The sequence below is a fragment of the Kibdelosporangium philippinense genome (assembly GCF_021390435.2).
In the GTDB taxonomy this organism is placed as follows: Bacteria; Actinomycetota; Actinomycetes; order Mycobacteriales; family Pseudonocardiaceae; genus Kibdelosporangium; species Kibdelosporangium philippinense.
In genome coordinates this window covers 1,596,877-1,616,219 of the sequence record NZ_JAJVCN010000001.1, presented here as the reverse complement: position 1 = coordinate 1,616,219, position 19,343 = coordinate 1,596,877, and the positions used below count along the sequence as shown (strand labels likewise).

The window sequence follows — 19,343 nt, the reverse complement described above, 5'->3', positions numbered from 1 at the left end:
AGTTGCATATCACTTACTGGGAGCATTGATGACTTCAGCGCCAGAAGTACCCATCCATGCCCGGCGTGACGGCTTCGATCCCCCGCCGGAACTGCTCAAACTCCGCGAGGACGAGCCGGTCAAAAAGGTCAACCTGCCGTGGGCGGAGAACGCCTGGCTGGTCACCGGCTACTCGGACATCCGAATCGTGTTCAGCGAGGCGAACAAGTTCAGCAACTCGCCAGAAGGCCGTGCGACCGGCAACCTCGCCAAGAGCGGATTCCTGCTCGCTTACGACCCGCCCGACCACACTCGTCTGCGCCGCATGCTGACGCCCGAGTTCACCGTGCGGCGGATCCGGCGGTTGCAGCCCCGGATCGAGACGATCGTGAACGATCACCTTGACGCGCTTGAGCAGGCAGGCAAGCCCGCCGACCTGGTCGCCAACTTCGCCCTGCCGGTACCGTCGCTGGTCATCTGCGAACTGCTCGGCGTGCCATACGAAGACCGCGCGGAGTTCCAGCATTACGCGAGCATCCGGCTGGACATGACCCTGGACATGGCGGAGCGGACCGCCGCGATGGAGGCGTCGCGCGCGTACATGGCCAAACTCGTCGCCGAACATCGCAAGAATCCGGGCGACGACATGATCGGGATGCTGATCCGCGAACACGGCGACGAACTCGACAACGTCGAACTGACCGGCGTGGCCGATCTGCTGTTGCTCGCCGGGCACGAGACCACGTCGAACATGCTCGCCATGGGCACGTTGCTACTGCTGCGCAATCCGGACCAACTCGCGGAGGTCCGGGCGGGCAGGCTGGTCGACGAGGCCATCGAGGAGATGCTGCGCTACCTCTCGATCGTCCACTCCGGAATCCCCCGGATCGCGGTCGAAGACGTCTCATTGTCCGGCCAGACGATCTCCGCGGGCGATGTCGTGATCTGCTCGCTGCCGTCGGCGAACCGGGATCCGATCCTCGGGGAGGATCTGGAACGGTTCGACATCACCCGCAGGATCTCCGCGCATATGGCTTTCGGGCACGGCTTGCATCACTGCCTTGGGGCGCCACTCGCCCGGATGGAGATGAAGATCGCGTTTCCGGCTTTGCTGCAGCGATTCCCTTCGCTGGCATTGGCTGTGCCGTTCGAAGAGGTGCCGTTCCGGCTGTTCTCACCAGTGCACGGTCTGCAGGAGCTGCCAATCACCTGGTAAACCAAGGATGTGAGGGCCGTGTGGTTGGTTGAGCGTTCGTTGGCGCCAAGCAGGCTCAGCAGGTTGGGACCATTCTCGAATATGAGCGGCGTGGCAGCGTCTGGCGTTCTTAGCTCACAGCGAGTTTGGCGCCTAGGGCCACAAAGGACACTGCGAAGAACCGGCGGAGCCATGCCATCACGCGCGGACGCGAGATCACGTGGTTACGCATGGACGCCGCGAAGATCCCGTACAGCGCGAACACCACGAAGGTCACCAGCATGAACACCGTGCTGAGTTCGAGCATTCGCTGGGGTGTGCTGGCGAACTGCGGAAGGAAGGCCACGAAGAAGATCGTCAGCTTGGGGTTCAACAGGTTCAGCAACACCGCCGAGCTGACGATCTTCGAGGCTGACTGCGCCGGTGCCGATTCGACAACCAGTGCGCTCCTGTCACGCAGTGTGCTCCACGCCATGTAGAGCAGGTACGCCACACCGAGGTATCTCACGATGTCGAACGCCAGGGCGCTGGTGTGCAAAAGGGCCGCGAGGCCGGTGATGGTAGCGACCATGTGCGGGATGATGCCGAGGGTGCAGCCGAACGCGGCGATCACGCTCGCGCGGCGGCCGTGGGTGAGGCCTGTGGTCACGGTGTAGAGAGCGCCGGTGCCCGGCGTTGCGACCGCGATCAACGTTGTGACCAGGAAAGCGATACTCATGGTCGCTACTGTGCTGCCACAATGGTCTCATGAGTAGGGCCAAACCGGGCCCGGTTGAGGGGTCCATAACTTCCGGGTCGGATTTCCTGCAACTGACGATCGCCGACGCACCCCCTGGTGGCCGGGCTGACTGGTTGGCCGGGCAACTGAGGCTGGCGATGTCGGACGGGCGCCTTCCGATCGGCTCACGGCTGCCCGCGACCAGGGTGCTGGCTGCCGAGCTCAACGTGTCCCGTGGCCTGGTCACCGAGGCGTATCAGCGGCTGATCGAGGACGGTCACGTTGCCGGGCGTGGTCGTGGCGGGACGGTGGTGGTCGCGGTGCCGACCGTGGCGCCGACGGCGAGGCCCTATCGGCCGCCATCGACTGCTGACGTGTTCGCGACCGATCCGGCGGAGGATGTGTTCGACTCGTTTCGGGCCGCGGCGTCGAGGATTGACCTCTCCCCCGGCGTGCCGGATCTGGCGGCCTTTCCGCGGACGGCGTGGTTGCGGGCCGAACGCACGGTGTTCAACACCCTGGAACCGGCCGAGTTCGGCTACGGCGATCCGAGGGGCACACCCAAGCTAAGGCTTGCTGTGGCGACCTGGCTGGCCAGGACCCGTGGGATCCGGGTGGATCCGAGCGAAGTCGTCATTGTCGCCGGTGTTGCGCAAGCGCTTGGTCTGCTCGCCCAGGTTCTGCAAGCCGACGGGATCACCCGGGTCGCCGTCGAAGACCCCGGATCCTTGGGCGTACGGCAGCATCTGCGCAACGCGGGCATGGAAACCCCTGCCGTGCCGGTGGATTCGGCAGGCCTAAGAGGGCATCTGATCTTAGTTTGGCAAGAATGTCTGCTTTGGGTGGATCGTTTCGCCAGGTTTGGGTGGATTCCCCGGTCAGGGTGCGGCTCATTATGTTAGTCATCGCCCAGTGGACCATCGTGCGCGACCGCTGGGGCAGGGCTTCGTAGTCGCGCGCGAGTCGGCGGTGTTGCATCAGCCAGCCCAGACTGCGCTCCACTACCCACCGCCGGGGCAACACGTGGAATCCCTTGGCAGAAGGGCGTTTGACGACCTCAACCCGGATACCCCGCTGGGCTCCATGACGGATGACTGTGTTGTTGTAGCCACCGTCCACCCATGCCGCCGACACGGTCGGATGCGCAGCGGCGAGATGATCGAGAACCTGTTGCCCGCCAGCGGAATCCTGCACCGACGCCGCGGTCACGATTACCGCCAGCAGCAGGCCGAGCACATCGGTGGCGATGTGCCGTTTGCGGCCCTTGATCTTCTTGCCCGCGTCGATACCCTGACTGGATTCGCTGACATTGCAGGAGGTTTTCACGCTCTGCGAGTCGATGATCGCCGCCGTCGGGGCAGCAGCGCGGCCTTTCGCGACGCGGACTTGGTCACGCAACAGGTCATGCAGCGTTTCCGTTGTGCCATCGGCTTCCCACTTGGCGTAGTAGTCATAAACCGTCTTGCAGGGCGGGAAGTCGTGCGGCAGATACTCCCAGGCGATCCCGGTCCGGCACACGTACAGGATCGCGTTCACGATCTCCCGCAAGTCATGCACGCGCATCACGGTTCCCGGCCCACGCCGGGCAGCACGCCACGCCGTCAGCGTTGGCTCGATCAACGCCCAGCGAGCATCGGACAAGTCGCTGCGGTACGCACGCCGGGACCCCACAAGTTGATCAAGGTATCAGCCGTCACCCGACACAGACATATCGCCCCAACCAAGATCAGATGCCCTCTAAGGGTGGACATGCTGGGGGACACCAACGCGGTGATGATGACGCCCGCACACCAGTTCCCGACTGGCGTGATTCTTGACGGGGACCGTCGGCGACAGCTGATGCGCTGGGACGGGTTGATCATCGAGGACGATTACGACGCCGAGCACCGCTACGGCCGGGCGCCTGTGCCCGCGTTGCGGTCGATGTTGGCCGAGCGCGTGTGTTACGCGGGCAGTGTGTCCAAATTGCTCGCTCCCGCACTGCGCGTCGGCTGGTTGCTTGTGCCCACGAAGTACCGGGATCGTGCCATTGCGGCGAAACGTATTGCCGATCTTGGCAATGCCGCGCTCCCCCAATTGGTTCTGGCCGAGTTGATGACTTCCGGTGAGCTGGAGCGGCAGCTGAGATTCCTGCGCAGGCGCCATGTTCGGCGCCGTGACGCGATGGTCAAGGCTGTCCGCGAGTATTTGCCCGGCGCCACCGTCCATGGCGTCGCCGCCGGACTGCATCTGATGATCACGTTCGACGCCGGATTCTCCGATGTGGACTTGGCCGCGGCCACCTTGAAACAAGGCGTCAAAGTGCAGCCATTGTCCTGGCATTGCCAGAATCCGTACCCTCCCGGGCTCGTCCTGGGATACGCCGCCAACACGCCGAGCGATATCGCAGCAGGTATCGAGACGATCAGCCGAGCCGTTCGACGGCTTTGAGCATCACATCCCAGAAACCTCCGCGATCCAGCCCTAGAGCGACCTGAGCGTTGGCCGGATTGCCTGTCACACCATGCAAATCGACAACTGTGGCGCCGCGTGTGTGCGTTCCGGCGAGTTCAATGGTGACTGGCGCGGCTACTGTTCGAAGTAGACCAGGTTCGGCAACGGCGGCGACCGCGACGGGATCGTGGACCGGTGGATCCGGCATTCCGAACACCGAGTGGTACGTGGATGCGAAGAATCCCAACAGATCCGCCAACGTCAGAGCCAATGGCGTTGCCAGCGCACGAAGTCTCTCGAAAACGTCCGGCGTCGCGGTGGCTTGATGGGTGACGTCCAAGCCGCACATCGTCACGTCAAGGCCGCTGGACAGCACGGTGTCCGCGGCCTCAGGATCGACCCAGATGTTGAATTCGGCCAATGGCCGCCAGTTTCCTCGGCCGCAACTGCCGCCCATGAACACGATCCGGGGCCGCAAATCCGGTCGCTTGCGAATCAACGCGGCCACGTTCGTCAACGGTCCTGTCGCGATGATCGTCAGCGGCCCTTCTGAGAGCGAGCGCTCGGTCAACGACACCGCGTCCGCAGAAACCAGCAGTTCAGCTGGTTCCGGCAAATCCGCGCCATCCAAGGCACTCTCGCCGTGGATCGACGGCGCGTTCTCGTTTCCCGCCGAGGACAAGCCCGCGGCGACTGGGACGTCAATGCCCGCCAACGCACAGATCCGCAGTGCATTGGTCGTCACCTGATCCAATGGCCCGTTCCCGGCGACGGTCGTGATCGCCCGCAGATCGATCGCCGGATGCGCGGCTGCCAGCACCATCGCGAACACGTCGTCGTGGCCAGGGTCGCAGTCGAGCACCACAGGTGTCATAGTTCGCGAGAATACCTTGCGAATTAAGCATAAATTCCGCCAAGCTGGCGGCATGCTCACTTCACCAGGCCGACACGCCGACCTGTTCCAGTCGTTGCCGACCGACGTCCGTGCGCTGACCGCGATCGGCCACGGGCTGCTGATCCACGAGTACCTGACGCACTTCTACGACGTAGAACTGTCCGAAGAGGACAGGAAGACCGTGCACATCCGGCCGGTTGAAGAGCTGCTGACGGCCATCACCGGTCAGGACGACCGCCCATTGGACATCGCGCGGCCACCGCAGGAACGCACAGCCGTCAATTGCCGTCATTTCACCGCATTGCTCGTTTCCATGATGCAATCGCAAGGCCTGAGTGCAAGAGCGCGCTGCGGGTTCGGTTCGTACTTCAACAACGGGTTCCACGACGACCACTGGGTGGCCGAATATTGGAACGGCACCCGCTGGGTGCTGGTCGACGGTCAGATCGACGACGTGCAGATGGCCCGGTTCCCGATCGATTTCGACGTCACCGACGTACCACGGGACAGGTTCCTGACCGCGGGCCGCGCATGGCAGCTGTGCCGTACGGGCAAAGCCGACCCCGACACGTTCGGCCTGAAGATGTTCAACGAGGTTGGCTACTGGTGGATCGCGGCCAACATGATCCGCGACGCCGCCGCGCTGATCGGCATGCCGCTGCTGCCGTTCGACGTCTGGGGCATGATGCCCGAGCCGGAGGACGAAGTGGACATGGAGTTCTTCGACCGGCTCGCCGAATTGACCGAACATCCGGCCGCGCCGACCGAGCAATTGCAGGCCATGCTGCGTAACGACGACCGGATCCGGGTCCCGGCTAAGGTGATGAACATGGCCCGCAAACGCGAGGAAACGATCCTCTGATGTTCCTGCCCCTGAACACCACCGTCGACGTGCGTGACCAGCAGCCAACGGTCGCGATCCTGCCGGTGGGCAGCCACGAACAGCACGGCCCGATCCTGCCGCTGGCCACCGACACGATCATCGCGTCGACGGTCACGCGTGCGCTCAGTTCGGCCTATCCGGTGCTGGAGCTCCCGCCGATCACCATGTCGTGTTCGCATGAGCACGCGGCCTGGCCCGGCACCGTGAGCATCTCGGCGCCGACGTTGTACGCGGTCGTGCGGGACATCGCCGAGTCGCTGCGCCGGTCAGGGATCGGGAAGCTCGTGCTGATCAACGGGCACGGCGGCAACTACGTGCTGTCCAATGTGGTCCAGGAATCCACTGGGATGGCGTTGTTCCCGACCGAAGTGGACTGGAACAACGCCAGGAACGCTGGCGGCATCGAGACTCCGATGGTCAGCGACATGCACGCGGGCGAGCTGGAAGTGTCCATTTTGCTGCATGCCCACCCGGAGGTCGTGCGCCCGGACTACGCGCAACACGACCACCTGGCAGACGAGCGTGACCACATGCTGACGCTGGGATTGGCGCCGTACACGAAGTCCGGCGTGATCGGCTTGCCGTCTCGTGCCACACCGGAGAAAGGCCGCGACGTACTGGCCAGCTTGGTGGCATCCTTCGCCGCAGTCCTGACGGCCCTAGAACCCTCGTGAGTGGTTATCCGTGTTCTAACCTGGATAACCACTCACGATGGTTCTAAAGGAGGTCGTCGAGCTGGGGCAGGTAGTGGTCCAGTCGCTCCCGCTTCGCCTTGAGGTAGGGCAAGTTGTCGTCGTTCACGTCGATCAGCAGCGGAACCTGTTCTGAGATACGGATTCCGTACTGCGAAAGTGATTCGACCTTGTGCGGGTTGTTGGACAGCAGGCGGATCGCTGGCACGTTGAGGTCCTGCAGGATGTCCGCGGCCGCCTGGTAGTCACGGCAGTCCACCGGCAGCCCCAGTGCCATGTTGGCGTCCACCGTGTCCAGACCGTCTTCCTGCAGGCGCATGGCCTTCAGCTTGGCGAGCAGGCCGATTCCCCTGCCTTCGTGGCCTTGCAGGTAGATCAGGATGCCCGCGCCTTCGGCCACGATCGCCTTCATCGCGGCCGATAACTGGTCACCGCATTCACATCGAGTGGACGCGAACACGTCTCCGGTAAGGCATTCCGAGTGCACCCTTGTCAACGGGTCGCGGGCGGTGATGTCGCCGTACACCAGCGCCATGTGCTCGTCCACGCACGTCGGGTCCTGATATCCCACCGCGAGAAAATCTCCGTAGCGGGTGGGCAGCCGGGTTTCGGCAGCTCGTCGGGTGAAGCCGGCAAGTTCCGTCATAGTGCCTTTTCCAATCTCCGCAGCACCGGTGCACGGAGGATCAGCACTCCGGCTCCGGGCAGGCTCGCGACCAGCGCGAGCACTCCGTACACCACCGCTGTGGTCAGTCCCTGTGCGGCGCCCAGACCGGCGGCACCGAACACCACCGCGGCCACGCCTTCCCTCGGTCCCCAGCCCCCGATGTTCACCGGAAGTCCCATCGCCAGCAGCGACAGCACCATCAACGGCACCAACTGGGCGATCGGTGCCGTCGACCCGACCGCGTGGGCCGCGACGACGAACAGGGCGATATGCCCGGCCAGCGCTGCCGCTGACAGTAGCGTGATACCAGGCCACGCGTTACGGGCCAACAGTCCCGCTCTGATGTCAGCGATGGTCCTTGACAGACCGGTGTTCTCACGTACCCACCGTTTCGCGGCCACGAACGCGATCGCGATCACGGCGAGCACGCCGAGGATGATCAAGATGATGTCACGGGGCAATCCGAGGGACGGAACCGCGAGCAGCACGGCCACACCAGCGACGATGATCACGGCCTGTCCGGCGACGCGTTCGAGGACAACGGCTCGCACACCTCGCCCGAGGTCGCCTTCCTGCTGTCCATGTTCGACCGCGCGCTGGACGTCACCGAGCACTCCCGCGGGCAGTACAGCGTTGAGGAACAACGCGCGGTAGTAGTCCAGCACCGCACGGGAAAGGGACAGTCGCAGGCCGAGGCGGCGGGCGACGAGGACCCAGCGCCACGCACTGAGCACTGTGGTCGCCAGTCCAATGCCGAGGGCCGCGAAGATCTCGCCCACGGTGATCACGCGCAGCCCGTCCACAAAGCTCTGGGTACCCAGTTGGAGGAAAAGCGCAACGAGGATTCCGGCGCCGATCAGCAGCTTGGCCGACGCCCATATGCGCTTCTTCATGACATACCTGCCGGCAGGGCGAGCAGGTCCTCATGGTGGACGACGACACGCAGGTCCGAGCCAAGTCTTCGGTCGAGATAGGCCTCGGCGTGCTTGGCAAGACCAGGCGCGTGTTCCACGGCGGCTGCCACCCAGCCCCGTAGCCACTCAGTGGTCAGTGCGGCGTCCTGGGGGCCGAGCCGCCACGGGCTGGGCCTGCGATGCACGGTCGCTCCTTGGTTTTCGAAGAGTTTGGCCGCGGTGTCCAGCGCGTCGGGCCCGAGCAGGCGCCTGCCCTCAATGGACCGTCGCTGGTGTGCGTTGAATGCCTTGACGAGGTCGGCGTCGAGCGCGTCGACCGGGTCGAACTCGACCTGGCCGACGACCGACAGTGCGAAGAACACCGGCGTCTTGGCGCAGGCCTGCGCCAGTGCCGCCATTTCCTGCGCGGTCAGCAGGTCGAGCAGGGCCGACGCGGTCACCAGCGACGTCCCGCTCAGGTCGGCCGCTCGCAGCCGGGTGATGTCCTGCAGCTCGCCCGTGGCTGTGACGTTCCTTGGCATCCTGGCCACGGCACGCGACAGCAGACCCGGCTCACGGTCGTGCAGGATCCAGAGCTGCGGCGTGGGCAGCTTGCCCGAGAGCCAGCGGCCCATCGAGCCGATGCCACAGCCGAGGTCACGGATGATCAGGCCGGGCCGGTCGCCGAGATAGGCCCGCAGCGGCTCGACGAGCTCAGCCGACCTGGCCGCCGCGTCCGCGTCCTCCCGCAGCGACAACCACTCGGCCGGGTAGGTGGTGTTGTTGCTCATCTCCGACATGCCGGTTCCTCCAGGTCAGCCAGCACGTCGGCGAGTCGCGTCGCCGCTGCGTCCCAGTCGATCAGGGTGTCGCGCCTGGCGTGCGCCGCGGCCCGCAGCTTGTCGCGCAGCCTGTGGTCGGAGAAGAACCGGCGCAGCGCGTCCGCGAGCTGCCAGGTGAGGATGCCGGGCACGGTGCCGTCCGGCGCCTTGCCGACGGTTTCCGGCATCGCGCTGACTTTCGTTGCCAGCACTGGGATTCCGCGAGCCAACGCCTCGGTCAGGACCATGCCGTAGGTCTCGGTGTGCGATGGCAGCACGAACAGGTCCGCGGCCGCGTAGCTCGCCTCAAGCTCTGCGCCGGTCTTCGGGCCGGTCATCTTGACCCGGTCGGTCAGCCCGGTTTCCTTGATCATCTCGTGCAGCCGCAGCACATAATCCGTGTCCCGCCGCAGCGAGCCGACCAGTTCGCAGCTGAACGGCAGGTCACGCACGTCATCGAGCGCCTCGACAAGCCGATCCTGGCCCTTGCGCTGCGTCACCGCGGCCACGCACAGCAACCGTGAGCGGCCGTCGGTGCCTGGCGCGAGCGGAGCCGGGTCGGTACCCGGCGGCACGGCGTGCACACGGTCGGCGTCGAGCCAGTGGTGTTGCACGATCCGCCGCGCCGCCCACGGGCTGGTCGCGATGACCATGCCCGCGGCGTGCAGCGTCTCCCGTTCCCGGGCGTTGAGGTCCTTCGCGAGGTCCGGGTCGAGGCCGGTCTCGTCCGCGAGAGGTAAGTGGACAAGCACTGCCAGGCGTAACCGGCGGGCTTGCGGCACCACGACCTCCGGGACGCCGCAGGCGACAAGCCCGTCGATCAGAACCGTGGCGCCCTCGTCCAGCTTCGCGAGGGCGCTCGCCAGTTCCTGACGGGCTTTGTCGTCCGGCGTCGGCCAAGTCCCGGCTATCGCGACCTCGGTGGCGCCGAGCGCGCGGACCATGCGACGGTCGTACACGTTCCCGCCGCTCGGCACCGCCTGGTCGTCGATGTCGCCAGGGACAACGAAGGTGATCACAGTTGTCGCCGGTAACTTGCCCATGCCACATGGGACTCATGCAGCGTGACGGTGATTTCGGACAGTCCGCGGGCGCCTTCGCCGAGCTTGCCTTCGCCGATCCGGCCGACCAGCCGGTCGGCGATCACCTTGGCGAGGAACTCGGTCGACGTGTTGATGCCCTTGAAGTCGGGCTCGTCGTCGAGGTTGCGGTAGTTGAGCGGCGCGAGCACCTCTTTGAGCTGCTCGGTGGCGAGTCCAATGTCGACGACGATGTTGTCGTCATCCAGCTCGGCTCGCGAAAAAGTGGCGTCCACGACGAACGTCGCGCCGTGCAGCCGCTGTGCGGGTCCGAAAACCTCGCCATGGAAGCTGTGAGCGACCATGACGTGATCGCGGACGGTGATGCTGAACACCCGGGGGCCCTCCCATTCGGTTCGATTCGTCAACCGTCGTACCTAATACGGTGACAAAGGCCAGGCAGTTCACCGCTGGCCAAGGAACTCATCACCCGGGGCAACTCATCGAACGGGAATTCCCCGCTGATGAGGGCGTCAAACCCCGGGTCAGCCAGCAGGTCAAGGGCCACAGCCAGCCGATCCGCGTAATCACGGCTCGTACGGCGGGCCTTGGCGACTTTCCCTACCTGGCTTGCTCTGATGGTCAGACGACGCGAGTGGAACCACTCCCCAAGCGGGAGGTTCACCTTGCGGTCGCCGTACCAGCTCATCTCAATGACCTCGCCGTCCTCGGCGAGCAGTTCCAGCGCCTTGACCAGACCGGCCTCGGTCGCTGTGGCGTGCACGACCTTGTCGCAGCCGTCCAAGGCATCCTGCGGCAGCGCGAAGTCGACGCCCAGTGCCGCTGCCACCTCCGCCTTCGCTGGATCGGAATCCACCAACTGAACCCTGGTGGCGGGAAAACCGGCCAAGACCTTGGCCACCGACGCACCAACCATGCCGGCGCCGATCACGGCGATCCGGTCGCCGATCATGGGAGCCGCGTCCCATACGGCGTTCACGGCCGTCTCAACCGTTCCAGTGAGGATCGCCCGTCCGGGTGGAACATTGTCCGGTACGACCGTCACGGCACTCGCCGGGACCACGTATCGAGTCTGATGTGGATAGAGGCAGAATACTGTCCTGCCAGTCAGGTCCGCTGGCCCCTCCTCGACCACACCGACGTTGAGGTACCCGTACTTGACCGGCCACGGGAAGTCCCCTTCCTGGAAGGGAGCCCGCATGGCGGTGTACTGGCTCGGCGGGATCTCCCCACGGAAGACAAGGGTTTCGGTGCCTCTGCTGATTCCGCTGAAAATAGTTCGAACCAACACCTCGTCCGGTGCGTGTTGTTGCACATGAGCAGGCCCAATGTCGCCACGACCAGCCGAACGCACCCAGAACGCCCGTTCCATTCGTTCTACCCTCCACTCAAGGTCTCGATCACCTTAAGTAGTGGGAGGACTGCGTTGGCCGTCGAGCCCCTTGTGGCCGTGGTCGGACAGTTACTGCTGCTCACCGTACTTGCGATGGTCACCCCATTGGGTTACGAGGGGTGGGTGGCCGGGGCTGCCTATGCCTTCGTGATGGGCGGCATGTTGATGACAGCTCTGTTCCGTACGGGCGCGAAAACCGTGGGCGCGGCGAACCGCGTCACGCTCGCCAGGGCCGCGCTCGTGGGAAGCGTGACGGCGCTTGTGGTCGATTCGTTCTGGCGTCCTGCTCCTGTGGCCATCTTGTCCGTTATCGCTGCTGTCGCGTTGATCGGCGACGCGATCGACGGTCAGATCGCGCGCCGCACGGGGTGTGCGACGCCGTTGGGTGCGCGGTTCGACATGGAAGTGGACGCGTTCCTGATTCTTGTTCTGAGCGTGTTCGTGAGCCAGTTCATGGGGCCTTGGGTGCTGGTGATGGGCGCCATGCGGTACATATTCGTCGCCGCGAGTTGGGTGTTCTCGTGGCTCAATGCCCCGCTGCCGCACAGCATGGCGCGCAAGACCGTGGCCGCCGCGCAGGGAATCGCTTTGGTGGCGGCGGCTTCCGGGGCACTGCCCCACACGGTCTCGCTGCTCATCGTGATTGCCGCGCTAGGCACCTTGACCTGGTCGTTCGGCCGCGACAGCATCTGGCTTTACCGCTCGCGGGCCTGACATCACGTTACGGACGTCGATCTCGCTGAGGTCGAGCCGGCGCCCCCTGCCTCGCAAGGTCAGGGGGTCGCCGCAGATATCGGTCATGCTCACGCCGCATACGCTCACGTCGTCCACTGTGTCCAGAAGCAGCCCTCGGCAGTGCTCGAAGACCACAGTGGACACCGTGACGTCCCGCGAACCGATTACGTTGATCCCTCCGCGTGGCCACGCAGTCCGGCAGCGGAACGTGCCATCGGCGCAGGAACCGGTGTCGTAGCCATAGATCACGCAGTCAATGATCGCGATACCGGACGAGTCGATCACGCGGATCCCATCGCCGTCGCAGGTGTTGACGGTGACGCGAGCGATGGTCACGTTATGACAGTTCTCGAGGACAATGCCGTCGCCCGCGGTGTCGATGACGATGTCCTCGATCGTCACGCCGGTCAGACCTCGCGCCATCGTGGCATCCACCAGTTCGCTCGGCCGAACATGTGCATCAACGCGGGCACGAGCATGCCTGTTCGAGCAGGGCGAATGCCGTGGTCGACTCGGATCCCGGGATGGTGAAGTTGTCGTTGTACGCGGTCCCGGTCGACGACTGCGCCGCGCCGAGGCCGAGCAGTGCGGCCAGCCATAGCCCGATGACCAGAAACCGGCGCCGCACGCACCAGCGTGCCAAGGCATTCACAATGAGGCCCCCTTCTTCCCAATGGCCTCACAAGCACAGCGAGTGACCAGGTCATGTCGGCAGTCCGCAACCTCACCAACGGCACTGACGAAGGTCATGAACCGGGTGACTTTCGTCAGGACTTCCACCACGTGGGGTGCCACTCCGAATAACGTTGGGCACGTGACCATCACGCGTGACCGGGTGTTCGACGCCATGAGCATCGCCGGGGCAGTGGCGTTGTTGATCGTGTCGATCGTCGGCCCGGTGGAGAACCTCGCGTACACCGGGATCGGGATCGCCATCCAGGTGATGGCCGTCGGGCCGCTGATCTGCCGCAGGATCGCCCCGCTCGCGGTCATCTGGTTCACCGCGGCGACCGCGGTCGGGATGACGCTCGCCGAGACGATCGCGCCGGGAACGATCATCGACCTGGCCCGTGACCAGGGCACATTGTGGATCCCGCAGGCTGTCACGCCGTTCGCGGTATGCGGTGCGATGACGCATTACCGCAGCCAGACGGCCGTGTGGATACCGACCGGGCTGCTGTTCATCCTGGCGCTGCGGCCTTGGGATCTGAATGGAGCCCGGATCGCCACATCTCTGCTCCTGGTCATCGTGCCCGCGGTCATCGGAATGTCCATCGCGGCCCGTGACCGCATGTACAAGGTGCTGCTGGCCTCAGCCAGAGCCGACGAGCGGGCCAAACTGGCCGCCGAGATGCACGATGTCGTGACGCATCGGGTGAGCTTGATGGTCCTGCAGGCGGGCGGGTTGGAGATGACCGCGCGTGACGCGGAAACCCGTCGTGCGGCTGAGGAATTGCGTGCGAACGGTTGCCAGGCTTTGGAAGAGCTGCGTGAGGTCGTGGCGATCCTGCGGGAACAAGGAGGCTCTGGAACCGGCAAGATGAGCCAGGCGCCGGTACCCGAGCTGTCCACTTTGGTCTCCGAGTCTGAGTCCGTTGGCGTACCGGTGGAACTGCATGAGGAGGGCGCCGTCGGGCAGGCCTCTGCGGTGGTACGCCGGACCGCGCACCGGATTGTGCAGGAGGCGTTGACCAACGTCCGCAAACATGCGCCTGGCGCCAACGTTCGCGTGCACGTGACCTACAGCCGTACTGACACAAAGGTTTCCGTGCGTAACTCCGCTCCGGTCGGGCCAGGTCTCGCGATGGCCGGGTCCGGCTCGGGGTTGAACAACCTGCGCGAGCGGGTTGGCATGATCGGCGGCACCTTGGACGCGGGCCCGTCGACCGAAGGCGGTTTCCACGTTTCGGCGACCTTGACGGAGCCAACCTCATGATCCGAGTTCTCATGGTCGACGACGATCCGATGGTCTGTGCCCACGTGCGCACAATCCTTGGCACAGCTGAGGATCTGGAGGTTGTCGGCGAGGCTTACGACGGCGCCGAAGCTATCGAGGCGGTGTTGCGGCACGCTCCTTCCGTTGTGCTGATGGACTTGCACATGCCTGGCGTGGACGGGCTCACCGCGATCCAGAAGATCAATGAGCTCAAGCAGCGCCCGGCCGTGGTGGCGTTGACGACGTTCGACGGCGATCACTACATCCTGCGGGCGATGCGCAACGGAGCCGCCGGGTACTTACTGAAGTCGACGCCACCGAAGGATCTCATCGACCTGGTCAGGGTCGCCGCCAACGGGCACACCGTGCTGTCGCCTGCCGTGTCGCACAAGCTGATCGCGAACACCGTCGAGCGTCGATCGTCCACTGTGCTCGATGAGTTGACCGCCCGCGAGACCGAGATCCTTGCTTGCCTCGGCGATGGGTTGTCCAATGCCCAGATTGCTTCGCGTGTGCACCTGAGCGAGGGGACCGTGAAGAACTACATCTCGCAGATCTTGGTGAAGTTACGGTGTACCAACCGGACTCAGGCTGGACTGATGGCTTACGAGGCCGGTTTGTGTTCTAGAGCTGGTTGATCACCGCGGTGGTTTTGCCCGCGATCGTGCCCGCGAGGTAGCGGCTGAAGCCCGGGACCCGGGCCAGGCGCATCGCTGCCCGGCGGATACGCAGGTGGTTCTCCGAGGCGGGCAGGAACCGGCGGGCGCCGTTGCGGGCAACCTGTTGTTTCTCTTCCACCACCGGGCGCCAGAGCTTCTCGTAGCTGGTCAACGCTTCCGGCAGGGGCGTTTTGTCGAGTTGGACGGCGAGGATGAACGCCCCTGCCATGCCCAGGGACGCGCCCTGCCCTGCGAGCAACGACACCGCATGGCACGCGTCGCCGATCAGCACAACCCGGCCACGGCTCCATTCAGGCATTACGGTCTGCGCGACTTGGTCGTAGTAAACGTTTTTCGCGTCCGGGCAGGCCTCAAGCGCCTGCGGGACAACCCAGCCAAGATCTGCGTAGACGCTGCGTACCGCGGCCGATGGGTCCTTGGGCAGTGTCGGATCCTCGGTCCGGTGCACGGCGAACGCGGCGACTCGGCCGTCGCGCAGTGCGTAGAAGCCGAACTGCTTGCCGACGGTGTCTGTCAGGCAGAACCTGTCGCCTACTTGGACGTGCACCGCAGGGTTGTCGAAGACATAGGCGGCCGTGTGGAACCCGAGGTAGCGCAGGTAGTCGTCGTTGCCGAAGGTCAACGTGCGCACCGTGGAGTGGATGCCGTCTGCCCCGACCAGCGGGTCCGCGACAATCGCGGTTCCGTCCGACAACGTGACCGTCACGTTGTCCGAGGCGTTGTTGATGTGGCTCACGGTCGTGCCGAAACGCAGGTCTACTGACAGGCGTTCACGCAGAACGGTCTCCAGGTCCGGCCGCATGATACTGACCAGCTTGCCGTCCACGGCTTTGGCGAAGACGTCGAACGGCAGGCCTGCCCTGCGGCGACCATTTTCGTCGACGTAGGCGGCCTCGCTGACCTGATAGCCGGTTTTCCGCAGGGCAGGCAGCAGGTCCATTTTCTCGGCGACGTCGTAACCAGGACCGAAGAAGTCGATCATGTAGCCGTGTGGCCGCGGTCCCGGGGCCTTCTCCACGATCGTCACGTCGTGGTTGGCCGCCAATTGGTTCGCAAGGGTCAGCCCAGCGATGCCTGCCCCGCAGATCACGATCCTCATCCGAGCAACCTCCGTAACACCGGCCGAAGATCAGCCTTCGCCGATGGGTTCAACGCGCGGTGCAGCATCAGGCCGTCGATCGCCGCCACGAGCACGGTCGCGGTTTCTTGCGGTTGGTCGACCGCGCGTTCGGCCAGCCACCCGGCGAGCTTCTGCTGGAACTCTATGACCAGCGCGCCGATCGCCTCGCGAAGTTCCGCATCGCGAGTCGCGGCCAGATATGTCTCGACGAACACCAGCGACACCGGGTCGTCCCCGGTGAAGTTTTCGAGGGGATCGATCAGCCCTGCGACCAGATCTTCGGCCGGTTCCAGGCCTGCGACGGCCGCCCGCATGGCTCCGACGGCCGCTTCGGTGAGTAACGCCTGCAGCGACGAGAAGTGGTAGTGCACCACCCCCGGCGCCACCCCCGCTCGCTCGGCGAGGATCCGCGTACTCACCGCTGACCAGCCCTTTTGCGCGATCAATTCGACCGCGGCGGCCAGCAGACGCTGGCGTACGTCCCGGCCACGCTCAGCCATCACCGACACCGTCGCACGCTCCTGGTCATTCGCCTTGGACGATCGCCCAAGGCGTATGACCAACCTAACGTTCAAGGAACGCGAAGTCCATGCGTTTAGTCCTCGATCGCGCGGGGAATCCGTGCGGGGTCTCCACGCCCTGGCGAGGGGACAAGATCAGTTCTGCTGGGAGATATCTATATGACCGACGACACCGACGACTCCAACGCCGTCCCTGAGTCGCAGACCGGCAAGGAGTTGCACAACCTGCGGACCCGCATCGACCAGCAATCCAAGCAACTGAATAGACACGCCCGCGAGCTGACAGCCCTGCACAACGACTTGGCCGAGCTCGACGAGCGGATCGATGCGCACCAACACCGGGACAACGGCTAAGGCGAGAAGTAGTCACCAGCGGGTCCGGGGGCCCACCTGCGGTGCAAGATTCCGGAATGCGTTTAGTCGTCGGGATGTCCGGCACCTCGGGTTCGATCTACGGAATCAGGCTGCTCGAGCTGCTCGGGCAAGCCGGGGGCATCGAGACACACCTCGTGGTCAGCCGATGGTCGCGCGCGAGCATCGAGCACGAGAAAGAACGCACCCTTGACGCCGTCCACAGCCTGGCGACCGCGGTATACGACATCAGCGACCTCGACGCGCCGATCGCCGACCCGGAGTTCCGCAGCGACGGCATGATCGTGGCGCCGTGCTCGGTGAAGAGCCTCTCGGCCATCGCCAACCCACAGGCGGACAACCTGCTCTCCCGCGCCGCGACCATGCACCTTGAGCAGCACAGGAAGCTGGTCCTGGTGTTGCGTGAGACTTCGCTGAGCCTGATGCACGCCCGCCTGATGCGCGATGTGACGTCATTGGGCGCCAAGGTCATGCTGCCCGAGGATGCCGACGACATGGTCGATCACACCGTCCGGCGCGCCATCGACCAGTTCACACCGATCACCGATCACTCGGCCTCGTCATGACCTTCGCCAACCATGGCTGGATGAGGCACGGAAGAATTCAGCGACCGGGCGCCCGTCGTATTGCGTGGACAGCACGACCGATGACCGCATCTCGCCGTGCGTGCCGATCCGTTCGAGCAGGCCTTCGAAGTGCTCAAGGGACGCGGCTCGCACTCTTGAGCAGTGGTCGCCGCTGAGCTTGTGCACCTCGACGACTTCCGGATAGTCGTCCGACGCGCTCGGCCAAGGCAGCCGGGTAGGCCAGGGGAATCTCACCCCTGGCCCCTCACAGAACCGCGCTTAACAGTCTCCCGTTGCACGGCTCTTCTCATCTGATCTTCAGAACCCGGTGACCAGTGAGTGAATAGCCCGGGCTCTCGATCGACGAGTCCGCGCCACCACTTCTTGGCCTTCTTGAAGCTCCTCAGTCGTTTGTACTTGTTGCGTGCCCATCGCACTATGTAGGTGTTAATGCGTTGCAGGAGACGTTGCAATCTCGACTTGTTGAACCTGCCGTAATAGTTTATCCACCCGCGCACGATTGGGTTGATCCACTCGGCCAGGTCCGCGAGGTCCGCGTTGCTGCGTTGATGGATTCGCCAACTCCGTATCTTTCGACTCATCGCTTTGACCGCGTCCGGGCTGACCGCAGGCGAGAATGTTGTGAACAGTTGCCCGTTCTTGTTCTACGCGCTGCGCGGACGGAACTCGTACCCCAAGAACGTGAACGACGTATGCTCGAACGAGTCTCGCCGATTGTCGTCCTTACAGAGCACGATCTTGGTCTTCTCGGGATGCAGCCGCAGACCCAAGCTTTCCAATCTGTCCGCGAGAGCATCACGCACACGACGTGCCTGATACTCGGTCGAGCAGTGTAGGAGTCACGATGAAAGATCGACTCCGTCCATGGTTCCAACCGCAGAGCCACCACCGTCTGCGCTATCCGGTCCGCCACCGTCGGCAGGTTCCCCGCAGATCAGACTCGAAATCTTCTAGGGACACATGGTCCATCCGAGCGGCGCCCTTGTTCGCCTTGACCCGTTTATACGCCTCCCACACAAGCTGCTTCGGTATCTGAAACGACCTGTTCTTCTGACCTGACTTGCTCACTCTTCGTTTTCCCAGGAACAGTGTCCTGGTTGCTCGCGCGAACAAACCATAGATGAGCCGACCCCTTCGCTCCGCCCCCATTGCAGGGGTTTCATCACTACTACGAGTCGGTCCGCCAACGGATTCCGCAACAGTACTCAACACCTCACGATTTCAGTCGCTCAGCGCTCTCCCTCTCGCCACCCGATACACGAGTGTGTCGATATCGAAATCCGCCTTCCCAAGTTCCATACGAAAGCCGCAGAACAGGCTCGCGCTGCCTATATACCGGACACCGCCTGGCCAATAATCGGGACACCCGCCAGACTCATCCCGGGGTCGCATTGGTCACCCCGGTTTTGATGCCAGTTTCTCAGTAACGACACTTCGTCGTCAGTTCACTTACGTTCGCCTTCCTGCCCCCCACCTGACACCTCAGACGGGCGCCTTTTCCTCATCGCTCAGCACCACGGCCTTCAGCCAAGGCACCATGAGGTGGTTTGACATCACTCCCCGAAGAACGACGCCGAAGGGCCACAAAACCTTCATCTCTCGCACAGCAACGCATCAAGCGAATCGCTACCTACATACGACCCCTTTCACGGTCTTGGCGCAACAATGCCACTGACTTAAATTAATTTAAGGGAGTTCTTGCACTTCAGAGGCGGCCTGCAGGCGTGCGGCGCGAGGTTGATCTCTGGAAGTGCGGAACGCGAGTGGCCCGGCCTGCAAGCAG

23 protein-coding genes and 3 pseudogenes are annotated in these 19,343 nt (G+C 64.1%); 10 read left to right on the top strand and 16 right to left on the bottom strand.

Annotated features, from left to right (window positions below; genetic code table 11):
* Positions 1-28: 28 nt before the first annotated feature.
* Positions 29-1,195, top strand: coding sequence for a cytochrome P450 (locus LWC34_RS07385; protein ID WP_233723992.1), 1,167 nt, complete (start codon positions 29-31; stop codon positions 1,193-1,195).
* Between the two features lie 109 nt (positions 1,196-1,304).
* On the opposite strand, the gene LWC34_RS07380 is transcribed toward LWC34_RS07385, so the two are convergent.
* On the bottom strand, positions 1,305-1,892 hold the full coding sequence (locus tag LWC34_RS07380; RefSeq protein ID WP_233723991.1) for a LysE family translocator: 588 nt from the start codon (positions 1,890-1,892) through the stop codon (positions 1,305-1,307).
* A 29-nt stretch (positions 1,893-1,921) separates the two neighbouring features.
* Between LWC34_RS07380 and LWC34_RS07375 the strand changes: the two are divergent.
* Positions 1,922-2,695, top strand: a pseudogene (locus LWC34_RS07375) (aminotransferase class I/II-fold pyridoxal phosphate-dependent enzyme); the annotation flags it as partial.
* 49 nt (positions 2,696-2,744) lie between these two features.
* Here the strand turns inward: LWC34_RS07375 and LWC34_RS07370 are convergent.
* Positions 2,745-3,563 (bottom strand): annotated as a pseudogene (locus LWC34_RS07370) (IS5 family transposase); the annotation flags it as partial.
* A gap of 96 nt (positions 3,564-3,659) precedes the next feature.
* Here LWC34_RS07370 and LWC34_RS07365 point away from each other — a divergent pair.
* A pseudogene (locus tag LWC34_RS07365) lies at positions 3,660-4,322 on the top strand (aminotransferase-like domain-containing protein); the annotation flags it as partial.
* On the opposite strand, the gene LWC34_RS07360 reads toward LWC34_RS07365, so the two are convergent.
* Positions 4,297-5,199 (bottom strand): nucleoside hydrolase, encoded by a 903-nt coding sequence (locus tag LWC34_RS07360; RefSeq protein WP_233723989.1) that lies wholly within the window; start codon positions 5,197-5,199, stop codon positions 4,297-4,299. The pseudogene LWC34_RS07365 and the gene LWC34_RS07360 overlap by 26 nt on opposite strands.
* A 52-nt stretch (positions 5,200-5,251) precedes the next feature.
* On the opposite strand from LWC34_RS07360, the gene LWC34_RS07355 reads away from it, so the two are divergent.
* The gene (locus tag LWC34_RS07355; protein ID WP_233723987.1) at positions 5,252-6,082 is read left to right on the top strand and encodes a transglutaminase domain-containing protein; all 831 of its coding nucleotides are present in this window, start codon (positions 5,252-5,254) and stop codon (positions 6,080-6,082) included.
* Positions 6,082-6,777, top strand: coding sequence for a creatininase family protein (locus tag LWC34_RS07350; protein ID WP_233723985.1), 696 nt, complete (start codon positions 6,082-6,084; stop codon positions 6,775-6,777). Before LWC34_RS07355 ends, LWC34_RS07350 begins: the two co-directional genes overlap by 1 nt.
* 43 nt (positions 6,778-6,820) lie before the next feature.
* Here LWC34_RS07350 and ribA read toward each other — a convergent pair whose 3' ends face one another.
* Genes ribA through LWC34_RS07320 form a run of 6 tightly spaced genes read right to left on the bottom strand, consistent with a single transcriptional unit; the run spans position 6,821 to position 11,588 of the window.
* Complete coding sequence (gene ribA / locus LWC34_RS07345; protein WP_233723984.1) at positions 6,821-7,441, bottom strand: GTP cyclohydrolase II; 621 nt, start codon at positions 7,439-7,441, stop codon at positions 6,821-6,823.
* The gene (locus LWC34_RS07340; RefSeq protein WP_233723982.1) at positions 7,438-8,355 is read right to left on the bottom strand and encodes a lysylphosphatidylglycerol synthase transmembrane domain-containing protein; all 918 of its coding nucleotides are present in this window, start codon (positions 8,353-8,355) and stop codon (positions 7,438-7,440) included. Before LWC34_RS07340 ends, ribA begins: the two co-directional genes overlap by 4 nt.
* Positions 8,352-9,155 carry a class I SAM-dependent methyltransferase gene (locus LWC34_RS07335; RefSeq protein ID WP_233723980.1) on the bottom strand — a complete coding sequence of 268 codons (804 nt, stop codon included), beginning with the start codon at positions 9,153-9,155 and terminating at the stop codon, positions 8,352-8,354. The genes LWC34_RS07340 and LWC34_RS07335 overlap by 4 nt, the downstream gene beginning before the upstream one ends.
* Entirely contained in the window at positions 9,143-10,219 is a 1,077-nt protein-coding gene (locus LWC34_RS07330; RefSeq protein WP_233723978.1) for a glycosyltransferase family 4 protein, read from the bottom strand. Before LWC34_RS07330 ends, LWC34_RS07335 begins: the two co-directional genes overlap by 13 nt.
* Positions 10,192-10,590 (bottom strand): 6-pyruvoyl trahydropterin synthase family protein, encoded by a 399-nt coding sequence (locus LWC34_RS07325; RefSeq protein WP_233726383.1) that lies wholly within the window; start codon positions 10,588-10,590, stop codon positions 10,192-10,194. Before LWC34_RS07325 ends, LWC34_RS07330 begins: the two co-directional genes overlap by 28 nt.
* 29 nt (positions 10,591-10,619) lie before the next feature.
* Positions 10,620-11,588, bottom strand: a complete 969-nt coding sequence (locus LWC34_RS07320; RefSeq protein WP_233723976.1) for a zinc-dependent alcohol dehydrogenase — start codon at positions 11,586-11,588, stop codon at positions 10,620-10,622.
* A gap of 54 nt (positions 11,589-11,642) precedes the next feature.
* Here LWC34_RS07320 and LWC34_RS07315 point away from each other — a divergent pair, with 54 nt between their 5' ends.
* Complete coding sequence (locus LWC34_RS07315; protein ID WP_233723973.1) at positions 11,643-12,323, top strand: CDP-alcohol phosphatidyltransferase family protein; 681 nt, start codon at positions 11,643-11,645, stop codon at positions 12,321-12,323.
* Here LWC34_RS07315 and LWC34_RS07310 read toward each other — a convergent pair.
* A complete protein-coding gene (locus tag LWC34_RS07310) occupies positions 12,261-12,767 on the bottom strand; it encodes a right-handed parallel beta-helix repeat-containing protein (RefSeq protein WP_233723971.1) in 507 nt (168 codons plus the stop codon). The genes LWC34_RS07315 and LWC34_RS07310 overlap by 63 nt on opposite strands.
* A gap of 37 nt (positions 12,768-12,804) precedes the next feature.
* The gene (locus LWC34_RS07305; RefSeq protein WP_233723969.1) at positions 12,805-12,987 is read right to left on the bottom strand and encodes a hypothetical protein; all 183 of its coding nucleotides are present in this window, start codon (positions 12,985-12,987) and stop codon (positions 12,805-12,807) included.
* Positions 12,988-13,158: 171 nt separating this feature from the next.
* On the opposite strand from LWC34_RS07305, the gene LWC34_RS57950 reads away from it, so the two are divergent.
* Both LWC34_RS57950 and LWC34_RS07295 read left to right on the top strand, forming a co-directional pair.
* On the top strand, positions 13,159-14,280 hold the full coding sequence (locus LWC34_RS57950) for a sensor histidine kinase (RefSeq protein ID WP_233723967.1): 1,122 nt from the start codon (positions 13,159-13,161) through the stop codon (positions 14,278-14,280).
* Positions 14,277-14,918, top strand: a complete 642-nt coding sequence (locus tag LWC34_RS07295; protein WP_233723964.1) for a response regulator — start codon at positions 14,277-14,279, stop codon at positions 14,916-14,918. Before LWC34_RS57950 ends, LWC34_RS07295 begins: the two co-directional genes overlap by 4 nt.
* Here the strand turns inward: LWC34_RS07295 and LWC34_RS07290 are convergent.
* Together LWC34_RS07290 and LWC34_RS07285 are read right to left on the bottom strand one after the other, a co-directional pair.
* Positions 14,905-16,059, bottom strand: coding sequence for an FAD-dependent monooxygenase (locus tag LWC34_RS07290; RefSeq protein WP_233723962.1), 1,155 nt, complete (start codon positions 16,057-16,059; stop codon positions 14,905-14,907). The genes LWC34_RS07295 and LWC34_RS07290 overlap by 14 nt on opposite strands.
* Positions 16,056-16,580: a TetR/AcrR family transcriptional regulator gene (locus LWC34_RS07285; protein ID WP_233723960.1), complete on the bottom strand. Its 525-nt coding sequence runs from the start codon at positions 16,578-16,580 to the stop codon at positions 16,056-16,058. Before LWC34_RS07285 ends, LWC34_RS07290 begins: the two co-directional genes overlap by 4 nt.
* A gap of 180 nt (positions 16,581-16,760) precedes the next feature.
* On the opposite strand from LWC34_RS07285, the gene LWC34_RS07280 reads away from it, so the two are divergent.
* Both LWC34_RS07280 and LWC34_RS07275 read left to right on the top strand, forming a co-directional pair.
* Entirely contained in the window at positions 16,761-16,955 is a 195-nt protein-coding gene (locus LWC34_RS07280) for a hypothetical protein (RefSeq protein WP_233723958.1), read from the top strand.
* Positions 16,956-17,011: 56 nt separating this feature from the next.
* Entirely contained in the window at positions 17,012-17,539 is a 528-nt protein-coding gene (locus LWC34_RS07275) for a UbiX family flavin prenyltransferase (protein WP_233723956.1), read from the top strand.
* On the opposite strand, the gene LWC34_RS07270 is transcribed toward LWC34_RS07275, so the two are convergent.
* The 3 genes from LWC34_RS07270 to LWC34_RS07265 all read right to left on the bottom strand — a co-directional run bounded on the left by LWC34_RS07270 (position 17,534) and on the right by LWC34_RS07265 (position 18,363).
* The gene (locus LWC34_RS07270; protein WP_233723954.1) at positions 17,534-17,794 is read right to left on the bottom strand and encodes an Lrp/AsnC ligand binding domain-containing protein; all 261 of its coding nucleotides are present in this window, start codon (positions 17,792-17,794) and stop codon (positions 17,534-17,536) included. The two genes, LWC34_RS07275 and LWC34_RS07270, sit on opposite strands and share 6 nt — an antisense overlap.
* Positions 17,791-18,141: a group II intron maturase-specific domain-containing protein gene (locus LWC34_RS58725; RefSeq protein ID WP_372496434.1), complete on the bottom strand. Its 351-nt coding sequence runs from the start codon at positions 18,139-18,141 to the stop codon at positions 17,791-17,793. Before LWC34_RS58725 ends, LWC34_RS07270 begins: the two co-directional genes overlap by 4 nt.
* A 63-nt stretch (positions 18,142-18,204) precedes the next feature.
* Positions 18,205-18,363 carry a hypothetical protein gene (locus LWC34_RS07265; protein ID WP_233723952.1) on the bottom strand — a complete coding sequence of 53 codons (159 nt, stop codon included), beginning with the start codon at positions 18,361-18,363 and terminating at the stop codon, positions 18,205-18,207.
* Between the last annotated feature and the right edge of the window lie 980 nt (positions 18,364-19,343).

Excerpts from the sequence above, each read along its gene's own strand:
- LWC34_RS07280 (WP_233723958.1), top strand. The coding sequence starts at position 16,761 with ATGACCGACGACACCGACGACTCCAACGCCGTCCCTGAGTCGCAGACC.
- LWC34_RS07360 (WP_233723989.1), bottom strand. The coding sequence starts at position 5,199 with ATGACACCTGTGGTGCTCGACTGCGACCCTGGCCACGACGACGTGTTC.
- LWC34_RS07385 (WP_233723992.1), top strand. The coding sequence starts at position 29 with ATGACTTCAGCGCCAGAAGTACCCATCCATGCCCGGCGTGACGGCTTC.
- LWC34_RS07340 (WP_233723982.1), bottom strand. The coding sequence starts at position 8,355 with ATGAAGAAGCGCATATGGGCGTCGGCCAAGCTGCTGATCGGCGCCGGA.
- ribA (WP_233723984.1), bottom strand. The coding sequence starts at position 7,441 with ATGACGGAACTTGCCGGCTTCACCCGACGAGCTGCCGAAACCCGGCTG.
- LWC34_RS07285 (WP_233723960.1), bottom strand. The coding sequence starts at position 16,580 with ATGGCTGAGCGTGGCCGGGACGTACGCCAGCGTCTGCTGGCCGCCGCG.
- LWC34_RS07330 (WP_233723978.1), bottom strand. The coding sequence starts at position 10,219 with ATGGGCAAGTTACCGGCGACAACTGTGATCACCTTCGTTGTCCCTGGC.
- LWC34_RS07350 (WP_233723985.1), top strand. The coding sequence starts at position 6,082 with ATGTTCCTGCCCCTGAACACCACCGTCGACGTGCGTGACCAGCAGCCA.
- LWC34_RS07295 (WP_233723964.1), top strand. The coding sequence starts at position 14,277 with ATGATCCGAGTTCTCATGGTCGACGACGATCCGATGGTCTGTGCCCAC.
- LWC34_RS58725 (WP_372496434.1), bottom strand. The coding sequence starts at position 18,141 with ATGAGTCGAAAGATACGGAGTTGGCGAATCCATCAACGCAGCAACGCG.
- LWC34_RS07320 (WP_233723976.1), bottom strand. The coding sequence starts at position 11,588 with ATGGAACGGGCGTTCTGGGTGCGTTCGGCTGGTCGTGGCGACATTGGG.
- LWC34_RS07355 (WP_233723987.1), top strand. The coding sequence starts at position 5,252 with ATGCTCACTTCACCAGGCCGACACGCCGACCTGTTCCAGTCGTTGCCG.
- LWC34_RS07335 (WP_233723980.1), bottom strand. The coding sequence starts at position 9,155 with ATGTCGGAGATGAGCAACAACACCACCTACCCGGCCGAGTGGTTGTCG.
- LWC34_RS07290 (WP_233723962.1), bottom strand. The coding sequence starts at position 16,059 with ATGAGGATCGTGATCTGCGGGGCAGGCATCGCTGGGCTGACCCTTGCG.
- LWC34_RS07380 (WP_233723991.1), bottom strand. The coding sequence starts at position 1,892 with ATGAGTATCGCTTTCCTGGTCACAACGTTGATCGCGGTCGCAACGCCG.
- LWC34_RS07275 (WP_233723956.1), top strand. The coding sequence starts at position 17,012 with ATGCGTTTAGTCGTCGGGATGTCCGGCACCTCGGGTTCGATCTACGGA.
- LWC34_RS07310 (WP_233723971.1), bottom strand. The coding sequence starts at position 12,767 with ATGGCGCGAGGTCTGACCGGCGTGACGATCGAGGACATCGTCATCGAC.